The organism is Candidatus Desulfosporosinus nitrosoreducens (assembly GCF_030954495.1).
Lineage (GTDB): Bacteria > Bacillota > Desulfitobacteriia > Desulfitobacteriales > Desulfitobacteriaceae > Desulfosporosinus > Desulfosporosinus nitrosoreducens.
Genome location: NZ_JAVHUW010000040.1, coordinates 14,249 through 35,929 on the forward strand (window position 1 = coordinate 14,249; position 21,681 = coordinate 35,929).

Annotated in this window: 19 protein-coding genes; 12 read left to right on the forward strand and 7 right to left on the reverse strand. The window is 43.0% G+C overall.

The features are described from left to right. Positions 1–125 precede the first annotated feature (125 nt). Entirely contained in the window at positions 126–551 is a 426-nt protein-coding gene (locus tag REC12_RS06915) for a MarR family winged helix-turn-helix transcriptional regulator (RefSeq protein WP_308893121.1), read from the reverse strand. A 252-nt stretch (positions 552–803) separates the two neighbouring features. Between REC12_RS06915 and REC12_RS06920 the strand changes: the two genes are divergently transcribed. After that, on the forward strand, positions 804–1,979 hold the full coding sequence (locus REC12_RS06920) for a class I SAM-dependent methyltransferase (RefSeq protein WP_308893123.1): 1,176 nt from the start codon (positions 804–806) through the stop codon (positions 1,977–1,979). Positions 1,980–2,069: 90 nt separating this feature from the next. Here the strand turns inward: REC12_RS06920 and REC12_RS06925 are convergent, their stop codons facing one another. From REC12_RS06925 to mch, 5 genes are all read right to left on the reverse strand, one after another. Further along, positions 2,070–3,671, reverse strand: a complete 1,602-nt coding sequence (locus REC12_RS06925; RefSeq protein ID WP_308893126.1) for a methyl-accepting chemotaxis protein — start codon at positions 3,669–3,671, stop codon at positions 2,070–2,072. Between the two features lie 348 nt (positions 3,672–4,019). Further along, the gene (locus REC12_RS06930) at positions 4,020–4,406 is read right to left on the reverse strand and encodes a MerR family transcriptional regulator (protein WP_308893128.1); all 387 of its coding nucleotides are present in this window, start codon (positions 4,404–4,406) and stop codon (positions 4,020–4,022) included. A gap of 19 nt (positions 4,407–4,425) precedes the next feature. After that, entirely contained in the window at positions 4,426–5,532 is a 1,107-nt protein-coding gene (locus REC12_RS06935; RefSeq protein ID WP_308893130.1) for a DUF362 domain-containing protein, read from the reverse strand. A gap of 291 nt (positions 5,533–5,823) precedes the next feature. Continuing rightward, positions 5,824–6,741 (reverse strand): ribonuclease Z, encoded by a 918-nt coding sequence (locus REC12_RS06940; RefSeq protein WP_308893131.1) that lies wholly within the window; start codon positions 6,739–6,741, stop codon positions 5,824–5,826. Between the two features lie 28 nt (positions 6,742–6,769). After that, entirely contained in the window at positions 6,770–7,738 is a 969-nt protein-coding gene (gene mch / locus REC12_RS06945) for a methenyltetrahydromethanopterin cyclohydrolase (protein ID WP_308893133.1), read from the reverse strand. 675 nt (positions 7,739–8,413) lie between these two features. On the opposite strand from mch, the gene REC12_RS06950 reads away from it, so the two are divergent. The 8 genes from REC12_RS06950 (at position 8,414) to REC12_RS06985 (ending at position 18,767) form a co-directional block, all read left to right on the forward strand. Next, positions 8,414–9,550, forward strand: a complete 1,137-nt coding sequence (locus tag REC12_RS06950; RefSeq protein WP_308893135.1) for a BMP family ABC transporter substrate-binding protein — start codon at positions 8,414–8,416, stop codon at positions 9,548–9,550. An 83-nt stretch (positions 9,551–9,633) separates the two neighbouring features. Continuing rightward, positions 9,634–11,154, forward strand: coding sequence for an ABC transporter ATP-binding protein (locus REC12_RS06955; RefSeq protein ID WP_308893136.1), 1,521 nt, complete (start codon positions 9,634–9,636; stop codon positions 11,152–11,154). Further along, positions 11,144–12,217 (forward strand): ABC transporter permease, encoded by a 1,074-nt coding sequence (locus REC12_RS06960; RefSeq protein ID WP_308893138.1) that lies wholly within the window; start codon positions 11,144–11,146, stop codon positions 12,215–12,217. Before REC12_RS06955 ends, REC12_RS06960 begins: the two co-directional genes overlap by 11 nt. A 4-nt stretch (positions 12,218–12,221) precedes the next feature. Further along, a complete protein-coding gene (locus REC12_RS06965) occupies positions 12,222–13,154 on the forward strand; it encodes an ABC transporter permease (protein WP_308893139.1) in 933 nt (310 codons plus the stop codon). 13 nt (positions 13,155–13,167) lie between these two features. Further along, positions 13,168–14,931, forward strand: a complete 1,764-nt coding sequence (gene ade, locus REC12_RS06970) for an adenine deaminase (RefSeq protein WP_308893141.1) — start codon at positions 13,168–13,170, stop codon at positions 14,929–14,931. Positions 14,932–15,231: 300 nt separating this feature from the next. Beyond that, on the forward strand, positions 15,232–15,933 hold the full coding sequence (locus tag REC12_RS06975; RefSeq protein WP_308893143.1) for a winged helix-turn-helix domain-containing protein: 702 nt from the start codon (positions 15,232–15,234) through the stop codon (positions 15,931–15,933). Between the two features lies 1 nt (position 15,934). Next, the gene (locus REC12_RS06980) at positions 15,935–17,329 is read left to right on the forward strand and encodes a sensor histidine kinase (RefSeq protein WP_308893146.1); all 1,395 of its coding nucleotides are present in this window, start codon (positions 15,935–15,937) and stop codon (positions 17,327–17,329) included. Next, the gene (locus REC12_RS06985) at positions 17,322–18,767 is read left to right on the forward strand and encodes a hypothetical protein (RefSeq protein WP_308893148.1); all 1,446 of its coding nucleotides are present in this window, start codon (positions 17,322–17,324) and stop codon (positions 18,765–18,767) included. Before REC12_RS06980 ends, REC12_RS06985 begins: the two co-directional genes overlap by 8 nt. Before the next feature lie 363 nt (positions 18,768–19,130). Here REC12_RS06985 and REC12_RS06990 read toward each other — a convergent pair whose 3' ends face one another. Continuing rightward, the gene (locus REC12_RS06990) at positions 19,131–19,319 is read right to left on the reverse strand and encodes a small, acid-soluble spore protein, alpha/beta type (protein ID WP_308893150.1); all 189 of its coding nucleotides are present in this window, start codon (positions 19,317–19,319) and stop codon (positions 19,131–19,133) included. Positions 19,320–19,665: 346 nt separating this feature from the next. On the opposite strand from REC12_RS06990, the gene REC12_RS06995 reads away from it, so the two are divergent. The 3 genes from REC12_RS06995 to REC12_RS07005 all read left to right on the forward strand — a co-directional run bounded on the left by REC12_RS06995 (position 19,666) and on the right by REC12_RS07005 (position 21,668). After that, positions 19,666–20,502, forward strand: coding sequence for a TIM barrel protein (locus REC12_RS06995; RefSeq protein WP_308893151.1), 837 nt, complete (start codon positions 19,666–19,668; stop codon positions 20,500–20,502). A 38-nt stretch (positions 20,503–20,540) separates the two neighbouring features. Beyond that, the gene (locus REC12_RS07000; RefSeq protein ID WP_308893222.1) at positions 20,541–21,143 is read left to right on the forward strand and encodes a DUF3786 domain-containing protein; all 603 of its coding nucleotides are present in this window, start codon (positions 20,541–20,543) and stop codon (positions 21,141–21,143) included. A 90-nt stretch (positions 21,144–21,233) separates the two neighbouring features. Continuing rightward, complete coding sequence (locus REC12_RS07005; RefSeq protein WP_308893152.1) at positions 21,234–21,668, forward strand: hypothetical protein; 435 nt, start codon at positions 21,234–21,236, stop codon at positions 21,666–21,668. Positions 21,669–21,681: the final 13 nt, after the last annotated feature.

Consider the following 21,681-nt stretch of genomic DNA (forward strand, 5'->3'; position numbering starts at 1 on the left):
TTCCAGAGCCTAAGTACAACTAATGGCTTCTGTTTCCGCAACTGCATAAGGGCCACCGGGCGGCCGCCTGCGCTATAGTGTCCCTTTCTCGCCATCCTTGGCTTCAGGGACACTTGGACCTCCGTTTATTTATTAATAATTGAGAGATTGTATTTTCGCAGTAACTGTCCGAACATCCTGCATTCTTCTTCGGACCAATCCTCAAGATTATCGGCTATTTTAGTTAATCGCGCTTGCCTGTGATTGTTATACTCTTTTAATCCTAAATCCGTAACCAGAAAGGAGCAGGCTCTTCCGTCCAAAGGATCAGGAATCCTATATACATATCCTTTTTGCTCTAAAGCCGCTGCTTGTCTGCTAATCGTGGAAATATCCAAATGGGATTCATTGGCCAGTGTTTTAACTCCTGCGGATCCATGGGAAATTATTTGATGCAATAGAAGATAGGCCGACCGATCGAGATTGCCGAATTTACAACAAGTTGTAATTAAGGAAACACGTCGAATGAGGACCGCCAATTCAAGTTCAATAGTTTCCAATGAAGGTTGCATGTACGTATTACCTCGCTTTTTTTCCATACCAAGGCCTATTTTAACAGAAACCCGGTTGTTTTGGAAATGCAACAATCTTATGAAAGCTGTTAATTTGACAAGATCAATGGGTACTTGTAGAATACAACTAGATACTTTCGCAACACAATTTGTTTGTCTGACTTTCTTTTAAGAAAGTTTTATGAGCTTCTCAGGATTGTTGCGGACAGAGACGAAGCGGAGCATGAAGCGAAAAATGTATGGAGGTGTAAAATGGATATTGATAAGGCTTTTTATCGAAACCTTATGAAAAACCTGTTTGCCGATCCCTGTGAAGTCCAGTTCTGGGATGGGGAAATCATTAAGTATGGAGAAGGGACACCACTGTTCCGGATTGATTTCAACGAGCCCATTCCCAAATCAGAGATAATTAGTGATCCCTCTCTGGCTTTCGGCGAGGGGTATATGTTCAAAAAGATAGAGATTGAGGGAAATATCAAACAAGTTATCGAATCTCTTTATAAGAATCAGTCGAGTTTCCTTCATCAAAAAAATGTTTTTGACAAGCTGTATAAAGCAATTTCCCACAGCCTTCGTAAAAGTAAAGAGGACGTTCAATTTCACTACGATATAGGAAACGATTTTTATAAGTTATGGCTGGATGAAACCATGACCTATTCCTGCGCCTATTTTCAGACGCCTGAAGACAGTTTATTTCAGGCCCAGAAAAATAAAGTGGCTTACATTTTGCGCAAACTGAATTTACATCCCGGACAAACGCTGCTCGATATCGGGTGTGGATGGGGAGAGCTCATTATCACCGCGGCTAAAACTTATCGGGTCAAAGCCCTGGGTGTTACCCTGAGTTCGGAACAATATGCCAGAGTTACGGAAAGAATTGAAAATGAGGAATTGCAAGATTTGGTCGAAGTTCAGCTGATTGATTATCGTGAACTGAAAGGCAGAACCTTTGACCGAGTGGTGAGTGTCGGGATGATCGAACATGTCGGCAAGGGAAACCTCAACGGTTATTTTTCAACTGTCAAATCCCTCTTGAATGAAGAAGGCATATCCCTTTTGCACTGTATAACAGGATATGAAGAAGCGGGGACAAATAGCTGGATAAATAAATACATTTTTCCCGGTGGCTACATTCCTGCGGTGCAAGAATTAGCTGTGCTCATAGCCACTAATGGATTTTATTTCCTTGATTTGGAAAGTCTTCGTGAACACTACACTCGAACGCTGGAACATTGGGCCCGGAATTTTGAAGAGGCCCTGCCCATAATTAAAAAAATGAAAGATGAAACCTTTATCCGGATGTGGCGGCTCTATCTCAACTCCTGTGCAGCTTCTTTTCACGCCGGCAATATCGATCTTCATCAATTTTTATTTACGAAAGGTGTTAATAATAGCTTACCGTTAACCCGTACGTATATGAATTTATAGACGGCTTCATTTATTGCTCCGAATATGAAACTAAAAGAAAACTGACACCCAAACGATGTCAGTCCGTATCTGAAGAAAGTGCAGGCGGTCTTACCACTCAAAGCGCTGAATCACTTGGTGCAAGTGCACGGAAGTTTGAGCTAATTCCGAGGATATGGCGGCAATTTCCCGAGTCGAGGTCATTTGCTGTTCGGCGGCAGTTGCCGATTGAGCTGCTCCTTCGGCGAATTGGCTGGCGATAGTTGTAGCCAGCCTTTGGGTTTCAGCTAGACGTTGACTCTGATTTAACAATTGGTTGGCGTTTTGCAGATTTTCTTCCACTTTGCAGGAGGTTGCGTTTATAACTTCGTCAAGAGAAGTAATGGCTTTACCGGCTTGTTCAATGATTGCTTTGCCGTGGTCGACTACTCCCATTCCCTGACTGATATTTTCTACTGTTGCAGTGACCATTTCTTGCACATTGGAAATAAGCTGCATTATTTGATTGGAGGAATGAGCTGAGCTGTCCGCAAGTTTTCTTACTTCTTCCGCTACTACAGAAAATCCTTTGCCATGTTCTCCGGCTCTTGCCGCCTCAATCGCGGCATTGAGAGCCAAGAGGTTAGTCTGGGCGGAAATTCCGTTAATAACAGAAATGATGTCCCCTATCTTTTGTGCTTGCTCAGCCAAACTTAAAATAGAGCGGTTAGCCTGTTCCGTAACTTGATGAATAACTTCCATCTCTTGAATAGCCTCATTGACAGCTGATGTTCCATCTTGGCTGGTGGCTTTGGCAGATGTCGCTAAGGAAAGAACCTCGTGGGTACTTGCCAAAATACTCTGAGAAGCGGCTTGGATTTCATCCACTTGGGTTTGCGCTTGTTCCATTCCTTGAATTTGTTCAGTAGCGCCTGCACTAAACTCTTCCAAAGTGGCTGCAAATGTTTCCTGATTCTCGATTAACGTCCGAGTGTGTGCTGCCTGGGTTTGACTCATTTTCTGAGCTTTCTCGGAAATAGAGGCTAAATCTGTGATAATGGAGGTAATTCCGATGGAGACCTTGTTTATTTCATAAGATAAACTGCCTAATTCGTCTTCTGAATGGGCTTTAGCCTTAGTCTTTAAATTTCCCTTAGCAATCGCTTTGGTGACTTTAAATGTTTCTTGCAGGGCAGTTGCTAATTTGTTTTTGAGCCAATAACTATAAAGAGCTTGGATCACTAAAGCGCTGACTGTCACGCTGACAGACACCGCAGAGAAGGAACTTAAGATTACCCAGATTCCACCGAGCAAAAACAGCGGGAAGATCCCCAGATACACATGTTTGGCAAGACGTCGTTTCTGAAGAGGGATACCCAAACGTACACCATAGGCGTGGTTGCCTTTGACGAAAATGGGACAGGCGGCATCCAGCAAAACCTCTCCTGTATTGCGATGATAGACCTGGGTGATTGGTTGAGTACACTGAGCACCTTTCAGTTCTGTTTCATTATTAAAATAAAGACCTTCTCTTAAATGGTTGGAGTGAACTAAAGCCAGTCCGTTTAAATCGCAGAGTAATAAAAATTCATTGTTGCCGAGATTTCGCTCAATTGCTTCTCTCAATGGGTCGAGAGCACTTTCCCAGTTTTCATATTGATTTAAAATACTCTCCAGCTCTTGGGCAATATGCGCAATGATTTCTAAACTATGTTTTTTCTGAAAGGTACTCACTTTAACATTTTTAGCTATGATTCTCTACCACCCTTTATTTAAAATTAGAAAATAGAAAGCATAGAATTTAATATTAAAGATTAAAAACATGATATTTTATTAATTGAAGTCTAGCACGTAGCGGCAATTTATACAATATGAATTACTCGAATACTGTAGAATCCTATCGAATTCAATGGTAGCCGCGGTATCATAAGGAGATCTGTTTGCGATAATTTGGCAGGATAAAGCAGTAAAAACCGGAGAATTGAAAAAGCTTCCTTCGGGACGATAGTTTATCGTCCGAAGGAAGCTTTTTTCTTGAATATTTTCTTGGAAATTTTCAGTAAACAGTTAGTCTGTGTTCATTTAAATACATTGCTTTTTATTTTTAGGTGCGCTGCAAACCGTATCATAAAATTTAAGCTTATAATCAATGGTTTTGAGATTTTCTTGTAAATCCTCCATTTGTTTTAATACCTCTTTGCGGTGGTCTATAAACATTTGTCTCCGAATTTCCAAGGTATCATCTCCCAGCAAACACCATTCGATGTATTGCTTGATTTGTTTAAGTGGCATTCCGGTGTTTTTCAAACAACAGATAAGTTTTAGCCAGTCAAGATCGCTGTCTGAAAATTCCCTGTTTCCGGTTTTGCTTCGATCGACAAACGGCAGCAATCCTTCTTTGTCGTAGTAGCGGATTGTATGGGCCGTGAGATCAAATTTTTCAGCGACCTGGCTAATTGTATACCCCATAAATAAATCCCCTCACACGTTAGATTGTAATCAACTCGTAGTTCTTACTGCCTAAACCCAGTTTTACGGCGTGGTCGATCCCTACTCTCCAGTCGGTGTTTGGGCTGACATTTGTGAAATGATCGTCATGATTATGGCTGCTTTTTTCAAGAAGACTACCCGCCATAACAGGCTGGCGGTTGACAGCATCGGCACAGGCAACATCAAGGGCTATCGGGTCAAAGGAAGCAAACATACCTACGTTCGGAACAATCGGCACATCATTCTCGGCGTGGCAGTCGCAAAATGGAGAAACATCGATGACTAAACTAATGTGAAAATGGGGGCGTTCATGTAATACTGCCCAGGCGTATTCCGCCATTTTTTTGTTCAAGATGTCGTTAGACTCATCCCAAGCTGCTAGGATCGCATTTGTGGGACATGTCCCGATACAGCGTCCGCAACCTACACATTTGCTGTGATCAATGGAGGCTTTGCGCTCCGTCACGGTAATGGCGCTGTGGGCGCAGATTTTGGTACACATGGCGCAGCCAATACATAGTTTTTCAGAGACACGGGGCTTTCCGCTGCTGTGCATTTCCATCTTTCCTGCCCTGGACCCGCAGCCCATGCCTATGTTTTTAAGTGCTCCGCCGAAACCTGTTAACTCATGGCCTTTGAAGTGATTTAAGGAAATTAAAATGTCGGCATCCATAATGGCATGGCCAATTTTGGCCTCTTGGACATATTCACCGCCTTTAACAGGAACTGAGACCTCATCAGTGCCTTTTAAGCCATCGCCGATTAATACGTGGCATCCTGTGGAAAAAGGAGAAAAGCCATTGAGATAAGCAGAATCCAGATGTTCAAGGGCATTCTTCCGGCCACCAACATATAAAGTATTGCAGTCCGTTAAAAAAGGATTCCCACCCAGATCTTTGACAAGATCTACCACTGTTTTGGCAAAATTGGGGCGCAAATAAGCCAAATTGCCCGGCTCTCCGAAATGAATTTTAATAGCGGCATACTTTTTCGCGAAATCAATCTGACCGATCCCCGCTGTTTTGAGCAAACGGTTCAATTTCTGCTGTAAATTTTCTTTCATTGTCACATGCAAGTCAGCAAAATACACCTTTGATTTCTCCATGTTTTAACAACCTCCTAAATCCACTCAAGTTTGTTTCTTAAAATATATCAGTACAGAAGAGCCAATTTTTAGATGGATTCTGTACTTAAAACACGAGTAAGGCTGTCGCCATGATTTTTTGCTTCTATATCCTAAAAAGCCAAAAAGAAAGGCAAGTGATGCAAAATTGAATCATCACCCTTTGCCTTTTTTAAAATACTGTTTCGCTCTCAGAAAATAGAATAAACCTTAGAGTATACTCTAAGTCAAGAGAATTTATTTTGCAAGTAAAGCTTTTCCAGTCAAATAACATTATTGTTGATTTTTATAGTTTAACGACTTAGTATCTAAATCCTTTGCGGCTTTGGCATTCGGGAAAATTGTCCTGACAGAGTCAATGAAGTCTTCCGGATTTGTTAAAGATGGACTGTAATGTGTGAGCCAAAGTTCGGTTACATTTCCTCGTTTAGCAAGTAGTCCGGCTTCTGAATATGTCATATGTTTTTTCTGTCCGGCTTTATTTGAGTCGTTTTCGTGCCCATACATTCCTTCACATATAAAAAGGTCTGAGTTTCCAATAAATTTAACCAAATCCTCCGTTGGTCTTGTATCTGTGCAATAGCAAACTTTAATTCCCTGCCTGGGTTCACCAAGAACCATTTCCGGAGTTATAATTTTGTTTTCAAGTGTTAAGGTAAGGCCATGCTGCAAACTGTTCCAATAGTTTAAAGGAATCCCAAGTTCCAGAGCACGCTCGACTTTAAAACTTCCTTGTCTATTAAGTTCAATGGAATAGGATAAGCAAGGAAGAGTGTGCTCAACAGGCAGGCTTTTTATCTTCAGATTGTCGATGCAGACCTCAGTGCTTTCCAAATCGGATAGTTCAAATAATCTCAAAGCATAGGGCAATTCAGGTGAAATAACCGTTAACCCCTCAACGATTCTTTTCAGGCCGGGAGGTCCCATTAAGGTTAACGGTTCTTCCTTGCCAGAATTAGCAAGTGTAAGAAGCAGCCCAGGTAAGCCGGCTATGTGATCCGCATGATAATGGGTAAATAGAATGGCGTCAATAGCTTTAAAACCCCATTTGGTCATTTTCAGCGGAATTTGAGTTCCTTCTCCACAATCGATTAAGATCATTCTTCCCTTATGTCTTACAAGGAGGGCTGTCAGCCACCTGCCGGGCAATGGCATCATACCTCCGGTTCCCAACAAACAAACGTCAAGCATTATATCTCCTCGCTAATATACTATTTACTCACAAGCCAAACGATCGGCGCAAAATATCAGTATTTACGGCTCCGGCGTGAAAGGTATTGCCGGTGTTTAAATTATTGAGCCACACTTCGGCAGGACTATAGGTCAAGGGATCAAGATCATAGAAATTCTCGTAACCTTGGCACAGTTTTTCGAAAGGCTGTCCATAATCCCGCGAGAAAGACGAAGGGACTTGTTTTACAAGCAATTCCAACGCCTTATCGTCATCACGAAGGCTGTAGTATACGCTCGCTCCATAAAGGATCGCATCATTTGTCCTGCCTAAAGCCTGCAGAGTATTGTTCCCGATTGGAGCAAGAGGACAAGTACTCCAGCCGGAAATGATATTTCCTAAATCATAGCCTAATAACATCAGCTTAGATAGCCCGGTTTCCAAGGCTCTTGCGCTTACTTGGACGGAACCGACTAAAGAGGCGGTGGGGGCTACTAAAATATAGAGATTTTGGGGATCACACTGGCAGAGGTCTGAAATCTGCCTCAAAGTTTCGGCAGTGGGTAAAGTCTCACTTTCCAGACAAATAATTGCAGTTTTGGAGTTATCTTTATAGCCTAATTTCTCGAAAATTTCTCCCCTGTGAACGATGGCTCGCCCCGGCCCCGACCCCATGGCCAATTTCTGACCGGTTTTAATAGGCCAGCCCGCATATTGAGATGCCAGACAAGCCCTGAGAGGATGGTCGGTTCTTACTTCAACGGCAGGCCAAGAAAAATCCTTGTAACCAGACCAATGCAGCTCAACCTCAGCTAGACCTCCTAAGCATATGGAGGCATACAACCTCCCTGCTTCCCAGCTCCCTGAAACGTGTACACCGCAATCAAGAACTGTTATATCATTGTCCTTGAGGACATTGATTCCAAGATATACGCTTCGATTGAGGAACTGCCGGACGAGAGGGAAGGCTTGACAGTTGGGGCTAAGTTCCGGCAATTGGGTTAAATGTAGTTGCATAAGGTTGTCTCTCCTGATGAAAGCAGATTTTCTTAGGGAAACCTTTAAAGTATTCCCAATGCCAATAATAAAATTCTGAGCGGTATAGTCCGCCAACGTAGGATTCTATTAGATATTAGATGCTTCCTCCGCTTGAGAGTACTTGAACTATCGCTCAAAAACTATTATAATTTAGGTCGTAGCTAATCACGATGTAGTAGATTAGGTAGCAAAGAAGCTATAATCCTCGGTCAAAATCGGGAGATATATAACTTCTTTTTGGTTTATTATAAGGAAAAAGCAGGAAGCCCATTAAGAAATTACATATTTTTAGTTGCCAACATTAAAGCAATTAAGTTAATTGACTTTTTAGAATAACCTTCTGCTAAAGATAATAAATAACTATTAAAGATACACTATAAACTTAGTTGCATTGCCATTGGCATCATTAAATATTGATACCAAATCATAGGGGGATTTGAAGAGTTCTAAAGTTAGGTGCGATCAGAGGTTGCACATCCTGCAGGTTCCCCCGGAAGCATACCCCCTTACAGGGAAGCAAAAGCGGCAATGCAGCTGAGTTTTTGTGAATTTTAGGACTTCAAGGTCAGGAAGAAGGGATGAACTAAGAGATTTTTTCAAGTGAGTAAATCCGAGAAAGAATAATAAATTGAGGAAGATTATGGAGGAAAGAGTATGAAAAAAACCAGGAAAGTCAGTATTATGGCGCTGATCTTCGTCGTAATCATGACCTTGTTGCTCAGCGGGTGCTCTCAAGGGAGCAAACAGGCGAGTACGGATACCCAAGGAAGCAGCCAGCCGGCGGCTCAAAAAATTAAGGTCGCTTTTGTCTATGTCGGGCCGGTAGGTGACTTCGGTTATACTTATGCTCAGGATCAGGGCAGAAAATATCTGGAAGCAAATATGAAGAACGTAGAAACAACCTATGTTGAAAACATTGCGGAAACAGCGGACTGCGAACGCGTTTTTACGGAGCTTGCTCAAAAAGGCAATAATATTATCATTGGCACCAGCTATGGCTACATGGACTACATGGTCGATGTCTCCAAAAAATTCCCCAATGTAGTGTTTGAACATTGCAGTGGTTACAAAACCACAGACAATTTGGGAACGTATTTCAATCGGGACTACCAGGCCCGTTTTCTCACCGGTATGGTGGCAGGCAAATACACCAAGAGCAATGTGCTTGGATTTGTGGCACCCTTCGGTACACCTGAGGTCATTCGCAACATTGACGCCTTTACCCTTGGCGCTCAGTCCATTAACCCAAAAGTTCAAGTTAAAGTTGTTTGGACCAATTCCTGGAACGATCCGGGGACGGAAAAAACTGCCGCCAACAGTCTGATTGACGCAGGAGCGGACGTTCTGGCGATGCATGTTGACTCTCCGACCTTTGCTCAGACGGCACAAGATCGGGGTGTGCTGGCTATTGGGCATGATTCGGATATGTCCAAATTTGCCCCCAATTCTATTCTCGTCGGCGATGTATCTAATTGGGGTCCCTATTTCGTGCAAGTTGTTAAAGATGTTATGAATAAGACCTGGAAACCAACTCAATATTTAGGCGGAATTAAAGACGGCGGCGTCATTGACATAACGCCTTTCAGCTCTAAAGTTGACAAAGACTTCCAGGCTACCGTAAATGCGAAACGCCAAGATATTATTGACGGCAAATTTGATCCCTTCCAAGGACCGGTTTATGACCAAAGCGGTAATGTGAAGATTAAAGACGGCGATAAAGCTACAGATCAGATGCTCCTTTCCGTCGATTGGTTTGTCAAAGGCGTCGTGGGAACAATTCCTAAATCTTAACCGGCTGAAAATAGAAGAATGATGTTATCCGCAAACCGGCGAGATTCTCGCCGGTTTGCGATAATATTGAAAGGGTGAGATCAATGGGGAATGCACCCATGGTGGAAATGCGCAAAATTACAAAAGAATTTCCGGGAATCCTGGCCAATGACCAAGTTTCTTTCAGTGTGAACTCAGGAGAAATTCATGCCTTGCTCGGCGAGAACGGAGCGGGAAAAAGCACGCTAATGAGCGTGCTTACAGGCCTTTATCGGCCTGACGGGGGCGAGATCTATATTGAGGGAAAGAAAGTGGAATTTTCATCTCCCAAAGATGCTGTCAACTGTGGCATTGGCATGGTGCATCAGCATTTTAAGCTTGTTCAGCCCTTCACAGTTGCGGAAAACGTGATGCTCAGTATTAAAAATCTGAAACAAATTTATCATCTTAAAGCAATTGAACAGCAAATAATTCAGCAATCGGAAGCCTTTGGGCTGAGTATTGATCCCAAGGCTAAAATTTGGCAGCTTTCAGTGGGAGAGCAGCAGAGGGTAGAAATCATCAAATTACTGCTTCTTGGCGCCAAGTTTCTGATTCTCGACGAGCCGACTGCTGTCTTGACGCCACAAGAGGCCAAGGCTCTTTATTCGACATTACAAAAGATGGCCCAAAGCGGAAAATCCATTGTTATTATTTCTCATAAAATGAATGAGGTTTTGGAAAACACAGATTGTATTACCGTTCTTCGTGACGGCAAATCTATCGGTACTGTTCGGACAAACACTACAAACGAAAAAGAGCTGGCCCAAATGATGGTTGGCAGAGATATTTCCGCGCGGACGGAAAAGAAGATTACTTCCAAAGAGGATAAAATTATGTCCTTGGCTGAGGTGTCGGCTTTGGGAAACAACGGTTTGTTAAAATTGAAGAATATTTCACTGGATATATATGAAGGAGAGATACTCGGTGTTGCCGGAGTTGATGGCAATGGACAGAAGGAACTTGCCGAAGCGGTGGCAGGCATGCGTTCAGTTAAGCAGGGAAGTATTTTTTTCTGCGGCAAGGATTGCACAAAATCCGGACGTAAAAAGCGAATCGATCTGGGAATCAGTTATGTGCCTGAAGATCGCATGACGACCGGACTTGTAACGGACCTTAACGCCTATGAAAATGTAGCCCTTAAAAACTATCGCAAATACCCCGGTGTTTTTATTTCTTGGGATAAGGTTAGAAGCGATTCTGAACAGTTGATTCGGAAATTTGATGTTAGGTTGGCGAGCACGTCAAACCCAGTTAAAATGATGTCAGGGGGAAACATTCAAAAGCTTTTGCTGGCACGGGAAATTGATTCCGATCCTAAACTAATTATTGCGGTTTACCCGATGCGCGGCCTTGATATCGGTGCGACGGATTATGTAAAACGCTTGCTCATCGGTGAGAGCGAAAAAGGCAAAGCAGTGCTCCTCATTTCAGAGGATCTGGAAGACATTCTTTCCATGACAGACCGCATTATAGTCATGCATGGCGGGGAAATCATGGGCGTTGTCAAGCCGAATGAAACGTCTCGTGAAGAAATCGGGCTGATGATGGCCGGCAAAAGAAAGGTAGATCTTCATGAATCGTAAACTGATGGGAAGATGGGAGATTAAGAAAACAAATTCAAGTTCTGCGCTAAAGAAGGTCGTTATTTCTTTAACCTCGATTGTACTTGGACTGGTCTTTGCCGGTATTTTTGTCGGGATCACCGGAAAAGACCCTTTGCAGCTTTACAGTGAGATTTTACAATCTTCCGTGGGATCAATGTACGGTCTCGGCGAAACGATTGTGGAAATGATTCCGCTAGCTCTTTGCTCCCTTGGGGTTTCCTTGGCTTTCCGTATGCAATTATGGAACATTGGGGCGGAAGGGCAATTTTATATGGGAGCTTTCGGTGCGACCTATTTTGCTTTGTTTTTTTCAGACCTGCCCAAGTTAATGTTACTTCCCCTCATGCTGCTTGCAGGTTTTATCTGCGGCGGAGTCTGGGCTTTGATTCCGGCTCTTCCCAAAGCTTTTTGGAATGTCAATGAAACGATCAGCTCGCTTTTGCTCAACTATGTAGCCTATTTTTGGATTGCTTACCTGGTCTATGGCCCTTGGAAAGATCCTAAAGGCAATAATTTTCCCCTCACTAAAGAGTTCGCTCAGAGTGCGACGGTTCCATCCTTTGGCAATACCCGCATCACTTACGCATTTCTTTTAATGCTGATCCTTGCCCTTGTGCTGTTTTTTGTCCTTAAATACTCCAAGTGGGGATATGAGATACGCGTCAGCGGTTCCAGCCGTAAAGCAGCCGATTATGCCGGTATGAATTATATTAAAAATGTTATTATGGTAATGTTTTTAAGCGGAGCCTTGTCGGGAATGGCCGGGATGGCCGAGGTTTCAGGCGTACTTCACCGTTTGCAGCAAACCATTTCTCCGGGTTATGGCTATACCGCCATACTTATTGCCTTGCTTGCCCGACTGAACCCCTTAAGCATCCTTCTCGTATCCTTTTTAATGGGTGGATTGCTGGTGGGAGGATTTAGCCTGCAAACCTCCGGTTTTCCTTCGAGCATGGTTTCTATGTTTCAAGGTTCAATTTTGTTTTTTGTGCTGGCAGGGGAAATTTTTAACAATTACCGTTTAGTAAGAAAGAAGGTATGACGGTATGAATTTAGACTATTTAATCGCCATCCTGACAGCCGGGGTTGTCGCAGGAACTCCGATTTTATATGCTTCTTTGGGGGAGGTCATTGCCGAACGCTCAGGTATCTTGAATCTGGGGGTGGAAGGCATGATGCTCGTAGGAGCTGTAAGTGCTTTTTACGTAGGAACTCTCAGCCAAAATAAATGGCTTGGTTTGTTAGTGGCTTTAGGCGCCGGCGGACTTATGGCCTTAATTCATGCGGTGATTACCATCTTGTTTAGGGCTAATCAAGTGGCCAGTGGTCTTGCCTTGACTATTTTTGGCACCGGCTTGTCTGCTTATCTGGGGCGTAGTTTGGTTGGCATCCCGCCTACCTCGACGTTCAAAGCAGTTTCGATTCCCATTTTGTCCCAAATTCCCGTTGTTGGCAAAGTGCTTTTTAATCAGGATCTTATGGTTTACCTCAGTGTAATTCTCGTTGTCATACTGTGGTTTGTTTTTTATAAAACAAAAGTAGGTCTTCTTCTCAGGGCGGCAGGTGAAAATCCTTCGGCTGTAGATGCTCTGGGGCACAACATCTTTTTTATTCGTTATGCTGCTGTCATTGTCGGAGGCATGTTTGCCGGTGCCGGCGGTGCCTATTTATCACTGGCTTATTCTCCTTCTTGGATGGAAAACATGTCGGCGGGCCGCGGCTGGATTGCTGTTGCCCTGGTTATTTTTGCCGTTTGGGATCCTGGCCGTGCCCTGTTAGGTGCCTGGCTGTTTGGCGTCATTGCCTCATTGGGTTTGCATCTTCAAGCCCTGGGGATTATGATTCCTTCCTATTTTTTGCAGATGCTGCCTTATATTTTTACATTTATCGTTTTAGTTTTCACGACTCGGGAAACCAAAAACAGGCGTTCCGGAACACCTGCCGCTCTGGGAATCTCCTATTCACGTGAAGAACGCTAAGGGGTGTGGAACTTTGCGAACCTATGAAGAAATCAAGACTGTGCTTGAAGCGGGGTTGGGTCTGACCGCTTGCGATCTAAAGCTGGAGAATGTAAACTTAGTGAATGTCTATTCAGCCCAGATATATCCCACCAATATCTATATTCAAGGGAAACGGATTGTTTCTATTGACCCTTCGGCAAGATTAAGTGCTGAAAAAACCCTCGATTGTGGCGGAATGTATGCCATTCCGGGCCTAATTGACGGGCATATGCATTTTGAAACCACACTGCTCTCACCTGAGGCTCTGGCTGATGTTCTTGTACCCCATGGTACGACGACAATCATGGCAGATCTCATGGAGATCGCTAATGTGGCGGGAATTGACGGTGTAAAAGTACTGCTTAATTCCATCGCCAATCTTCCTTACCGAACGTTTATTCAAGTATCTTCCAGAGTGCCTACTGCACCGGGTCTGGAGACGACGGGTGGCATTCTAGGGCTTGCGGAAGTGGAAGAGATTTTAAATTGGACGGAAAGTATTAGTTTAGGTGAACTGGACCCATCTAAAGTCCTTTTTATTAAAGAAGAATACCTTAAAAAGATTGCTGCTGCTCTGCAACGCCGCAAGATTGTCAATGGTCACGCTATTGGCCGTGCTGGGCAAGAGCTTAATGTCTATGCCAGCGCAGGTATGTCCGATGATCACGAGTGTGTTTCCTATGAGCAGCTTTTAGAGAGAGTGCAATTAGGAATGACGGTGATGCTGCGGGAAGGCAGTACAGAACGTAATGTGGGAGAACTGATCGCCGGGGTTCTCAAAAACGGTCTAAGCCACGAACACCTGATATTCTGCACCGATGACAAACATGTTACCGATATTCGCCATGAAGGCCATATCAACTTCAATGTTAATAAGGCGATTTCCCTGGGAATGCCGCCAATGCAGGCGATTCAAATGGCGACCTTGAATTCGGCAAGGCATTTTCGTTTAGAGGATGAGATAGGAAGCATTTCCCCCGGCAGAATGGCTGATATTTTACTTGTTGAAGACTTAGCCAATATCACCCCGGTCAAGGTTATTTATGAAGGGAAGGTTGTTGCCGAAAACGGTCATCTCGTGGTGGAAAGCAGACGCGGCAGCTACCCTAAATGGATAAAAGAGACGGTTAAACTCAAAGTGCCTATCTCTCCCAGCTCTTTTATCGTCCCCGCCAAAAGTCAAGGGCCGGCAACTAGGGTTAATGTGATTGGCATTTATGCCGACCAAATTATCAATAAGTGGGATCAAGAAGAACTTGCTGTAGTTGACGGACAGATTGTCAGCAGCCCGGAAAAAGATATCTTAAAATTGGCGATTGTTGAGCGCTATGGCAAGACCGGAGGAGTTGGGATCGGTTTTGTCAAGGGGTTTCAGCTAAACAGGGGAGCATTAGCCACATCCATGTCGCACGATCATCATAACATTGTCTGTGTCGGCGCTCGTGATGAAGATTTGGCTTTGGCGGCGAAGGCGATTGGCAATCTGCAAGGCGGTATGGTGGTCGTTGCTGAAGGACAAGTCCTCGCTAAGATGGAACTGCCCATCGGCGGTTTGATGAGTGAGAAACCGGCTGAGGTTGTACTGAAGGAACTTGAAGAGATTAATGCGGTAGCCCAACAGCTTGGATGCCCTTTGCTTTCTCCATTTATGAGCCTCTGTTTCATTTCTTTGCCAACGGTTCCCGAATTAGGATTGACGGACTTAGGGCTCGTGGATGTGCTTAATCACAAATTGATTGAAGTAGAACTATACTGATCCGCTTTGAAGCAATAAGAAAGCTGAGGTTTTTGCCTCGGTTTTTTTATTGCTTTTTAATCGTTTTGTAATTATTTTTAAAGATTTTGTAATAAATTACCGATCTAAAAAGTGTATTGTTAAAGTATTATTAATGCTTATTTTTCTAAATGCAGATTATCAAAAGACATATTACATAAAAAGTAAATTATTCATAATAAAGGTTGTCAAGAAAATTACCGGTTTGCTGCCGAGATGGATTACAATAAAAGAGTAGACAGATGAATGTGTCTTGAAAAGTCGAATAAATGGAGTGGTCCAATGAACGAGAAAAAGCCCAAAATTCTGGTCGTTGAAGATGAAGAGTCGATCAGACGCTTTATAACTCTCAATCTCAGTGCGGCCGGGTATCAGGTAGGTGAAGCTGAGAGCGGAGAAGAAGCCCTTGCTATGTTGAGAACATTTAATCCCGAACTTATTGTGCTCGACCTTATGCTGCCTGGCATTGGTGGGTTGGAGGTTTGCCAGCAGGTTCGTGAGTTTGTACCGGAAACCTTGGTGATTATGCTGACGGCCAAAGGGCAGGATACCGACAAAATTTTAGGTTTAGAACTTGGCGCAGACGATTATATGGTAAAGCCCTTTAATCCTTTTGAATTAATTGCTCGCATCAAGGCAGTGCTTCGGCGTAAGGTCGCATCCAGAGAAACTAAACGGGTCCTTTATTGCACAGACTTGCGTCTGGATATTACTTCAAATAAATTTTTTAAAACAGACCTGGAAATTGAGCTGACTCCTACCGAGTTTGCTTTGCTGAAAGTATTTATGGAGAACCCAGAGAGGGCACTTAAACGAAACGAGCTGCTAAATGCTGTCTGGGGGGAAGATTATTTTGGAGATACGAAAACGCTTGATGTGCATATTAGGCGCCTGCGGGAAAAAATTGAAGATAATCCGTCTCAGCCCAAGTATATCAAAACTGTTTGGGGCTCTGGGTATCGCTGGCAACAGAAGCCGTCATAAGATGAAGGGTATTAGAATCAGACTGACCGTCAATTTTATGATCGTCATTATTATTACTGTTTCTATACTTGAAGTTTTGCTCATCGGTACCGTCCGGCAGAATTATTATGGAAGCTTGGAAGGCAGTCTCACTAACCAAATTAAGATTTCGGCTGATTTATATGCCAAGTATTTTTCGAATACTTCTTTGCAGGAAAATGTTCTTTATAATGTTGATGCTTTTTGGAACCAAAGCAATGCTGAGGTGGAGATCGTCGACAAAGACGGCGCTATCGTGATGGATTCTCTCGGCGTGATTCCTATTGGGGATTCGGCCAACAGCGATATTAATGATGCTTTGAATGGAAAAATGGGCAAATGGGTTGGAATCTTAAAAGGTCAAAAAGTTATGACTGTCGCTTACCCCTTAAAGTCTAATAATGAAGTAGTTGGGGCCTTGCGCTTTATTACTTCGCTGAAGTTTGTTGATCAAGATATTCAAAATACGGCCTATATTTTCATAGCAATTGGTTTGCTGGTAATTTTCGTCGTTGGGCTGCTGAGCGTTTTTTTAGCCAATACGATTATCATACCTCTGAAAGAAGTTACTAAAGCCGCTGAAGAGATGGCTGCAGGCAATTTTCAGGCGAGAAGTAAGAAAACCCATGAAGACGAGATTGGCAAACTCTCGGATACCTTAAACTATATGGCTGATGAAATCGTGAAAAAAGATCAGCTGAAGAACGATTTTATATCTTCAGTTTCACACGAGCTGCGTACTCCGCTGACCTCAATTATGGGGTGGGCTATTACCCTCCAAAATGAAAAATTCCAACAGAAAGAAATGCTTAAAGATGGTCTCAGTATCGTTGCTAAAGAGAGTGAGCGCTTAACTCATATGGTTGAAGAGCTTTTGGATTTTTCTAAATTTATTTCTGGCAGAATCATACTGCAAAATGAGGAAATTAATTTAGTAAACCTCATTAGTTATATTCATAAACAATTAACCCCGCGAGCGGTGAGAGAAAACATCGATTTTACACTCCAGTGTCCGGAGAACTTGCCCTGTCTTAACGCAGATCCCAACCGACTTAAGCAGCTTTTTATCAATGTTTTGGATAATGCTTTTAATTTTACGCCGGCTGGTGGGCGGATTACCATTAGCATTGAAACTCAAACAGAGGGTTTTATTGTAACAATTTCAGACAGCGGTTGCGGAATAAGGGCTGAAGAACTGCCTATGGTTAAAGAAAAATTTTATAAAGGGAAAAGCTCACGCTCCAAAAATGGGATTGGGTTATCAATTTGTCAGGAGATTGTAACGTTAATGGGCGGTAAGCTGGAGATTAGTAGTGTGCTTAACCAAGGAACCGACGTTCTTATTGCCTTGCCCACAGGAGAGAGTTCCCATGACTAGATTAGGCAAAGGTATGCTCGTCTTACTTCTTATCTTTTTACTCGGCGGTTGTTCCAATCTTTCCTGGACTACAGCGGGTAAGATCGTTCCGCCGGTAAATAATACCTGCCCGCTGGAAGGAAAATGGAAGGTGCTCCAGGACCTGCATTCTGGAGAGGGAAATCAGGAATGGGTAGGCGACACTGCTCAATTTACCTCAGAAGCCGCCATGTTTGGCGACTATGTTTGGAGTAATCCTACGTATAAAATTAAAAAGGTAAACTCTACGGATTATTTATTAACTAAATATCTTTCTCTTCCAGGCACCTTAGTTCCAGCCAATAAGGAAGTCGATGTAATCACTCTAACTACGGCGGAAAACTTCCTGGGTGAATTCATGAAAATCAACGACTCCAAGATCATAGCTTTTGTCCAAAATAATGTCTTACTTCTCCAAAAGGTTTCTGAGCAAGCGGATCATCTTGCAGACGTACACTCCAGTGATGAGGATATAAAGAATCAAAACAGGGCAGGTGCTTCCGGTATTTTGCTGGGGGTGAAACTACAGCAAAACGGTGAGGTCGTTTATCAGACGTTATGGCTGGCCGCCGACAATAAGCAGCTTCATCAGGTTTTAACGAGCAATAACATTTTTTTTCCCCGTACAAGTGGCTTTTGGGAATTGCAGGTGCACCGTCAGCTTGATGGAGCGGCAGAAGATGATCAGCTATCGGCTCACGATGTAACCACTAAGATCGCGAAACTTCCGTCCAGAGGATTGGAAATTGACCAGCCCAAGGCTCAGGGATTTCAAAAGAAGATTATCGATTACGTGGGCAATGATTATGTGGCCATAGAAAACAATACCAATGGTATCAATCAGCTACAGGTTTTGCCTGTGGATAAAATCTCTACCCAGACAGGAATCAAGGCCTCAGACCTGCTGGAAGACAGTGGTTTTAGCGCATATACTAAATCCAGGGCTTTAGCAAGCCGCGCTTTGAGCAATGAAGGGTTTACTCTGATTGATAAAGATAATTTTGAAGAGAATTTTGGCTTGGCCCGCAAAAATGGACATTGGTATCTTCAAGGAAGAATCAACTATTTAAGCCAGGGAACAGCCCACTGCCTGGATTATAATATGAATTTAATTCCGCCTACTAAGTTAATTTATTACGATACTTTATGCCTCAACTGGAAGACTATTATTGACCGGGTTCCTGATGCTGTTGATGCTTTTACTTCACCAAATCGAGACATCGCCCTTGTTATGACCAAAACAAAGCTGTATGTTTATGGAATCAGTGTTGATCAATTAGATAGTGAACCTTTGCTTAAACTTGAGCTGAAAGATGGAGAATCTCCTATTATGGCTGAGTGGGCTACGGGGTCTTACGTAGATAATTGGGAGAAGGCTTTTCTTGCTTATGGGGCCAAAGTTACTACCGGCAAACCATAATTTAACACTTTGAAAAAATTGTACGACAAGGATTCATTAAAATCCAAGATGGGAAGGTGTTCCTATGAGTTTGGACTTTTTTGTAACTGCTTCTTTTTTTTCAATACTGGGGTATGGGCTGTGCTATATTACAGTAGCCCATAAAAAGGAGACAATTGATAAAGATAGGTTTCAGTAAGTAGTTGTAAAGATCCCTCCTAAATATAACAAAGAGTAAAAATCGCCCAATAGAAAGACAGCCTCCTATCCTTTCTGATAAGGGCTGTTTTAGGTGCGACCTATCTTTTACAAAGTTTGAAAAAGATGTTTTAGTCATCGCTATAACAAAAACATTAAGATGGTGGACATAGGTTAAATTAATTTTTATTGAGTCATGTTATTTTTAGGCAAGTTGCGTTCAGCTAATTCAATAGCCCTTTTTACCATATTTCCACAATCTCTTGAAGAAACCCCTCCAAAACCTTCTTGATGAAGGGTCCCAGCAAAACCTAATTCCTGGGCGATCTGTTCTTTTAATTGATTAGACATAATGCTATTGCGACGTCTAGACATGTGGAATCCTCCTTTCGCCTGGTAGGTTCTTGCAACCATTGACTGTTTTAATGAAACAATCTTAGTATGTACTTTTTAAAGGATGGTATGTAACTAAACTATGAATATTTATGGAAGCCGAGGAAAAGACTTATCTTAACTTTTATAATAATGAAATGTTTGGCTGAAAAAACTTGACTCCTTGGCAGATATTCTGGATTTGTTGAGTTTTCTGCTTAACGGGGTTGAGCAAAAAGATTGTGAACTAATGTTCTTTTTCTCTATGCTGCTATTAATTTGAGCGTTGGCTTTTAAGTGGAAAAAAGATATAATGTGAGAAAAAATAACAAAATGGAGTGAATATTTTTTGCCATTATTATTTGGAACGGCCGGCGTTCCCTTATCCTCTGCCGATCGGTCGAGTGAAGGCGGAGTGCGCCGAATTCGTGAGCTAAAACTGGGTGCTATGGAAATTGAGTTTGTCCAAGGTGTAAGGATGGGAGAAGAGAAGGCAAGAAAAGTTGGCGCTGTGGCTAAGGAGGAAGGGATAGCTCTAAGCTGTCACGGTCCTTATTATATTAATCTCAATTCTCGCGAGCCGGAGAAAGTCGCTGCGAGTCGTGACCGTATTATTCAGAGTGCCCGGATTTCCAAGCTACTTGGGGTGCGGAGCGTTGTTTTTCATCCGGCCTTCAATCATGAGGATTCTGAAGATGTGGTTCTTGCCAGAATTATTAGGGAATTAACGCTTGTCCGAGAGATTCTTGACGCAGAGGACAATGATGTCGTACTCCGTCCTGAAACGACAGGTAAGGGAAGCCAATTCGGAGATTTAGCGCAAACCATTCGGATTGCTCAAGCAGTTCCCGGAGTATTGCCCTGCATTGATTTTAGTCATCTTCATGCCCGGACGAATGGCCGCTTTAATTCTTATGACGAGTTTTGCCAAATTCTTCACGAGGCGGCCAGTGGTTTGGGAGAGCGGTGGGTGAAAAATGTGCATTTTCATATTTCAGGCATTGAATATGGGGCCAAGGGCGAGAAGCGGCATCTCATTCTTAAAGAATCTGATCTGCGCTATGAAGAGCTTTTGAAAGCCTGTCATTCTTTTGGGGTGGAAGGGTTAGTGATTTGCGAAAGCCCCAATTTAGAGGAGGATGCCCTGCTTTTGCAGCAGACCTATCGGTCTTGCGGTGAACTCTAGACGGTACCTTTAGGACAAAGAAAGAGGGAGAGAGTATGGTGAATTATACTGCTGCCCATCAGGTGGCCTTGGAAAGGTTTCGAGCGGCTTCTTTAGAAGCTATGGCTCGCTGTTCAGGGTTTCCTCTGGAGGGTAATGCGCTTTCTGTTGAGTTTCTCGGTGGACATTACTATGTAGACTATCCTGAAGGGAATTTTCGTTTACAGGCATCCGCGGAAGAACTTCCCGTTTTCACCCAGATCTTAATTCTTCATTATCTGACCAATCTTACTGAAAGTGCCGCAACAGGACAATTAATTTCGTTTAAAGAGCTGCCCGGAGGAAGTATTTATATCCAGCCCTTTACTCACCGAGCAATTGATCCACTCGTACGGAGTTTTGGCCCGGAACCTGATAAGTTGCTTGAAGCAGCTGCCCGTTTGGGAGGACAAGCCAATGAACTTGGAAATGTCGGGGTCACCCTGAGGGTTTTTCCGCGCGTCTCAGTAACCTTGATACTGTGGAGTGCCGATGATGAGTTTCCGGCTTCCGGAAATATTTTATTTGATTCTTCAGCCGCTTCGATTTTACCGACTGAAGACTATGCCGTACTGGCGAGTGTTGTCGTTGGAGCGCTCAAGCGCCGCATCAGTTCAAATTGATAGGGAAAGTGTTTTACCGAATGAAGGAAAATAATGTTATCCTGGCGAATAAGTATCTGAGAAAATAATTGTTTCCAAGGAGCTGATTAATTGGATAACGAAAAGTTTCAGGAATTTATCGCAGATCAATTCACAAAACTGTTCAGTGAGTTTCAAGGATTAAAGCAAGACGTCAGTGGATTAAAAGAGGATGTCAGCGGATTAAAGCAAGACGTCAGTGAATTAAAAGAAGATGTCAGCGGATTAAAGCAAGACGTCAGTCAATTAAAAGAAGATGTCAGCGGATTAAAACAAGATGTCAGTCAACTAAAATCAGATGTTGCAATAATAAAAGTAGATCTAATAGAATTAAAGGAGAGCCAAATTCGCCTAGAATCAGATTTTCACAATCAAATCACTGCTCTTCATGACTTTAGGGTTAGTCAAGAACAGGTAAATCAGGCAACCAAAGGGCAATTGGTAAACCTATCCACAAAGCTGGAAGCGCTTCAGATGGAGACGGCTCATTTGCGCATAATAAAGTAAATGATTTTGCCGG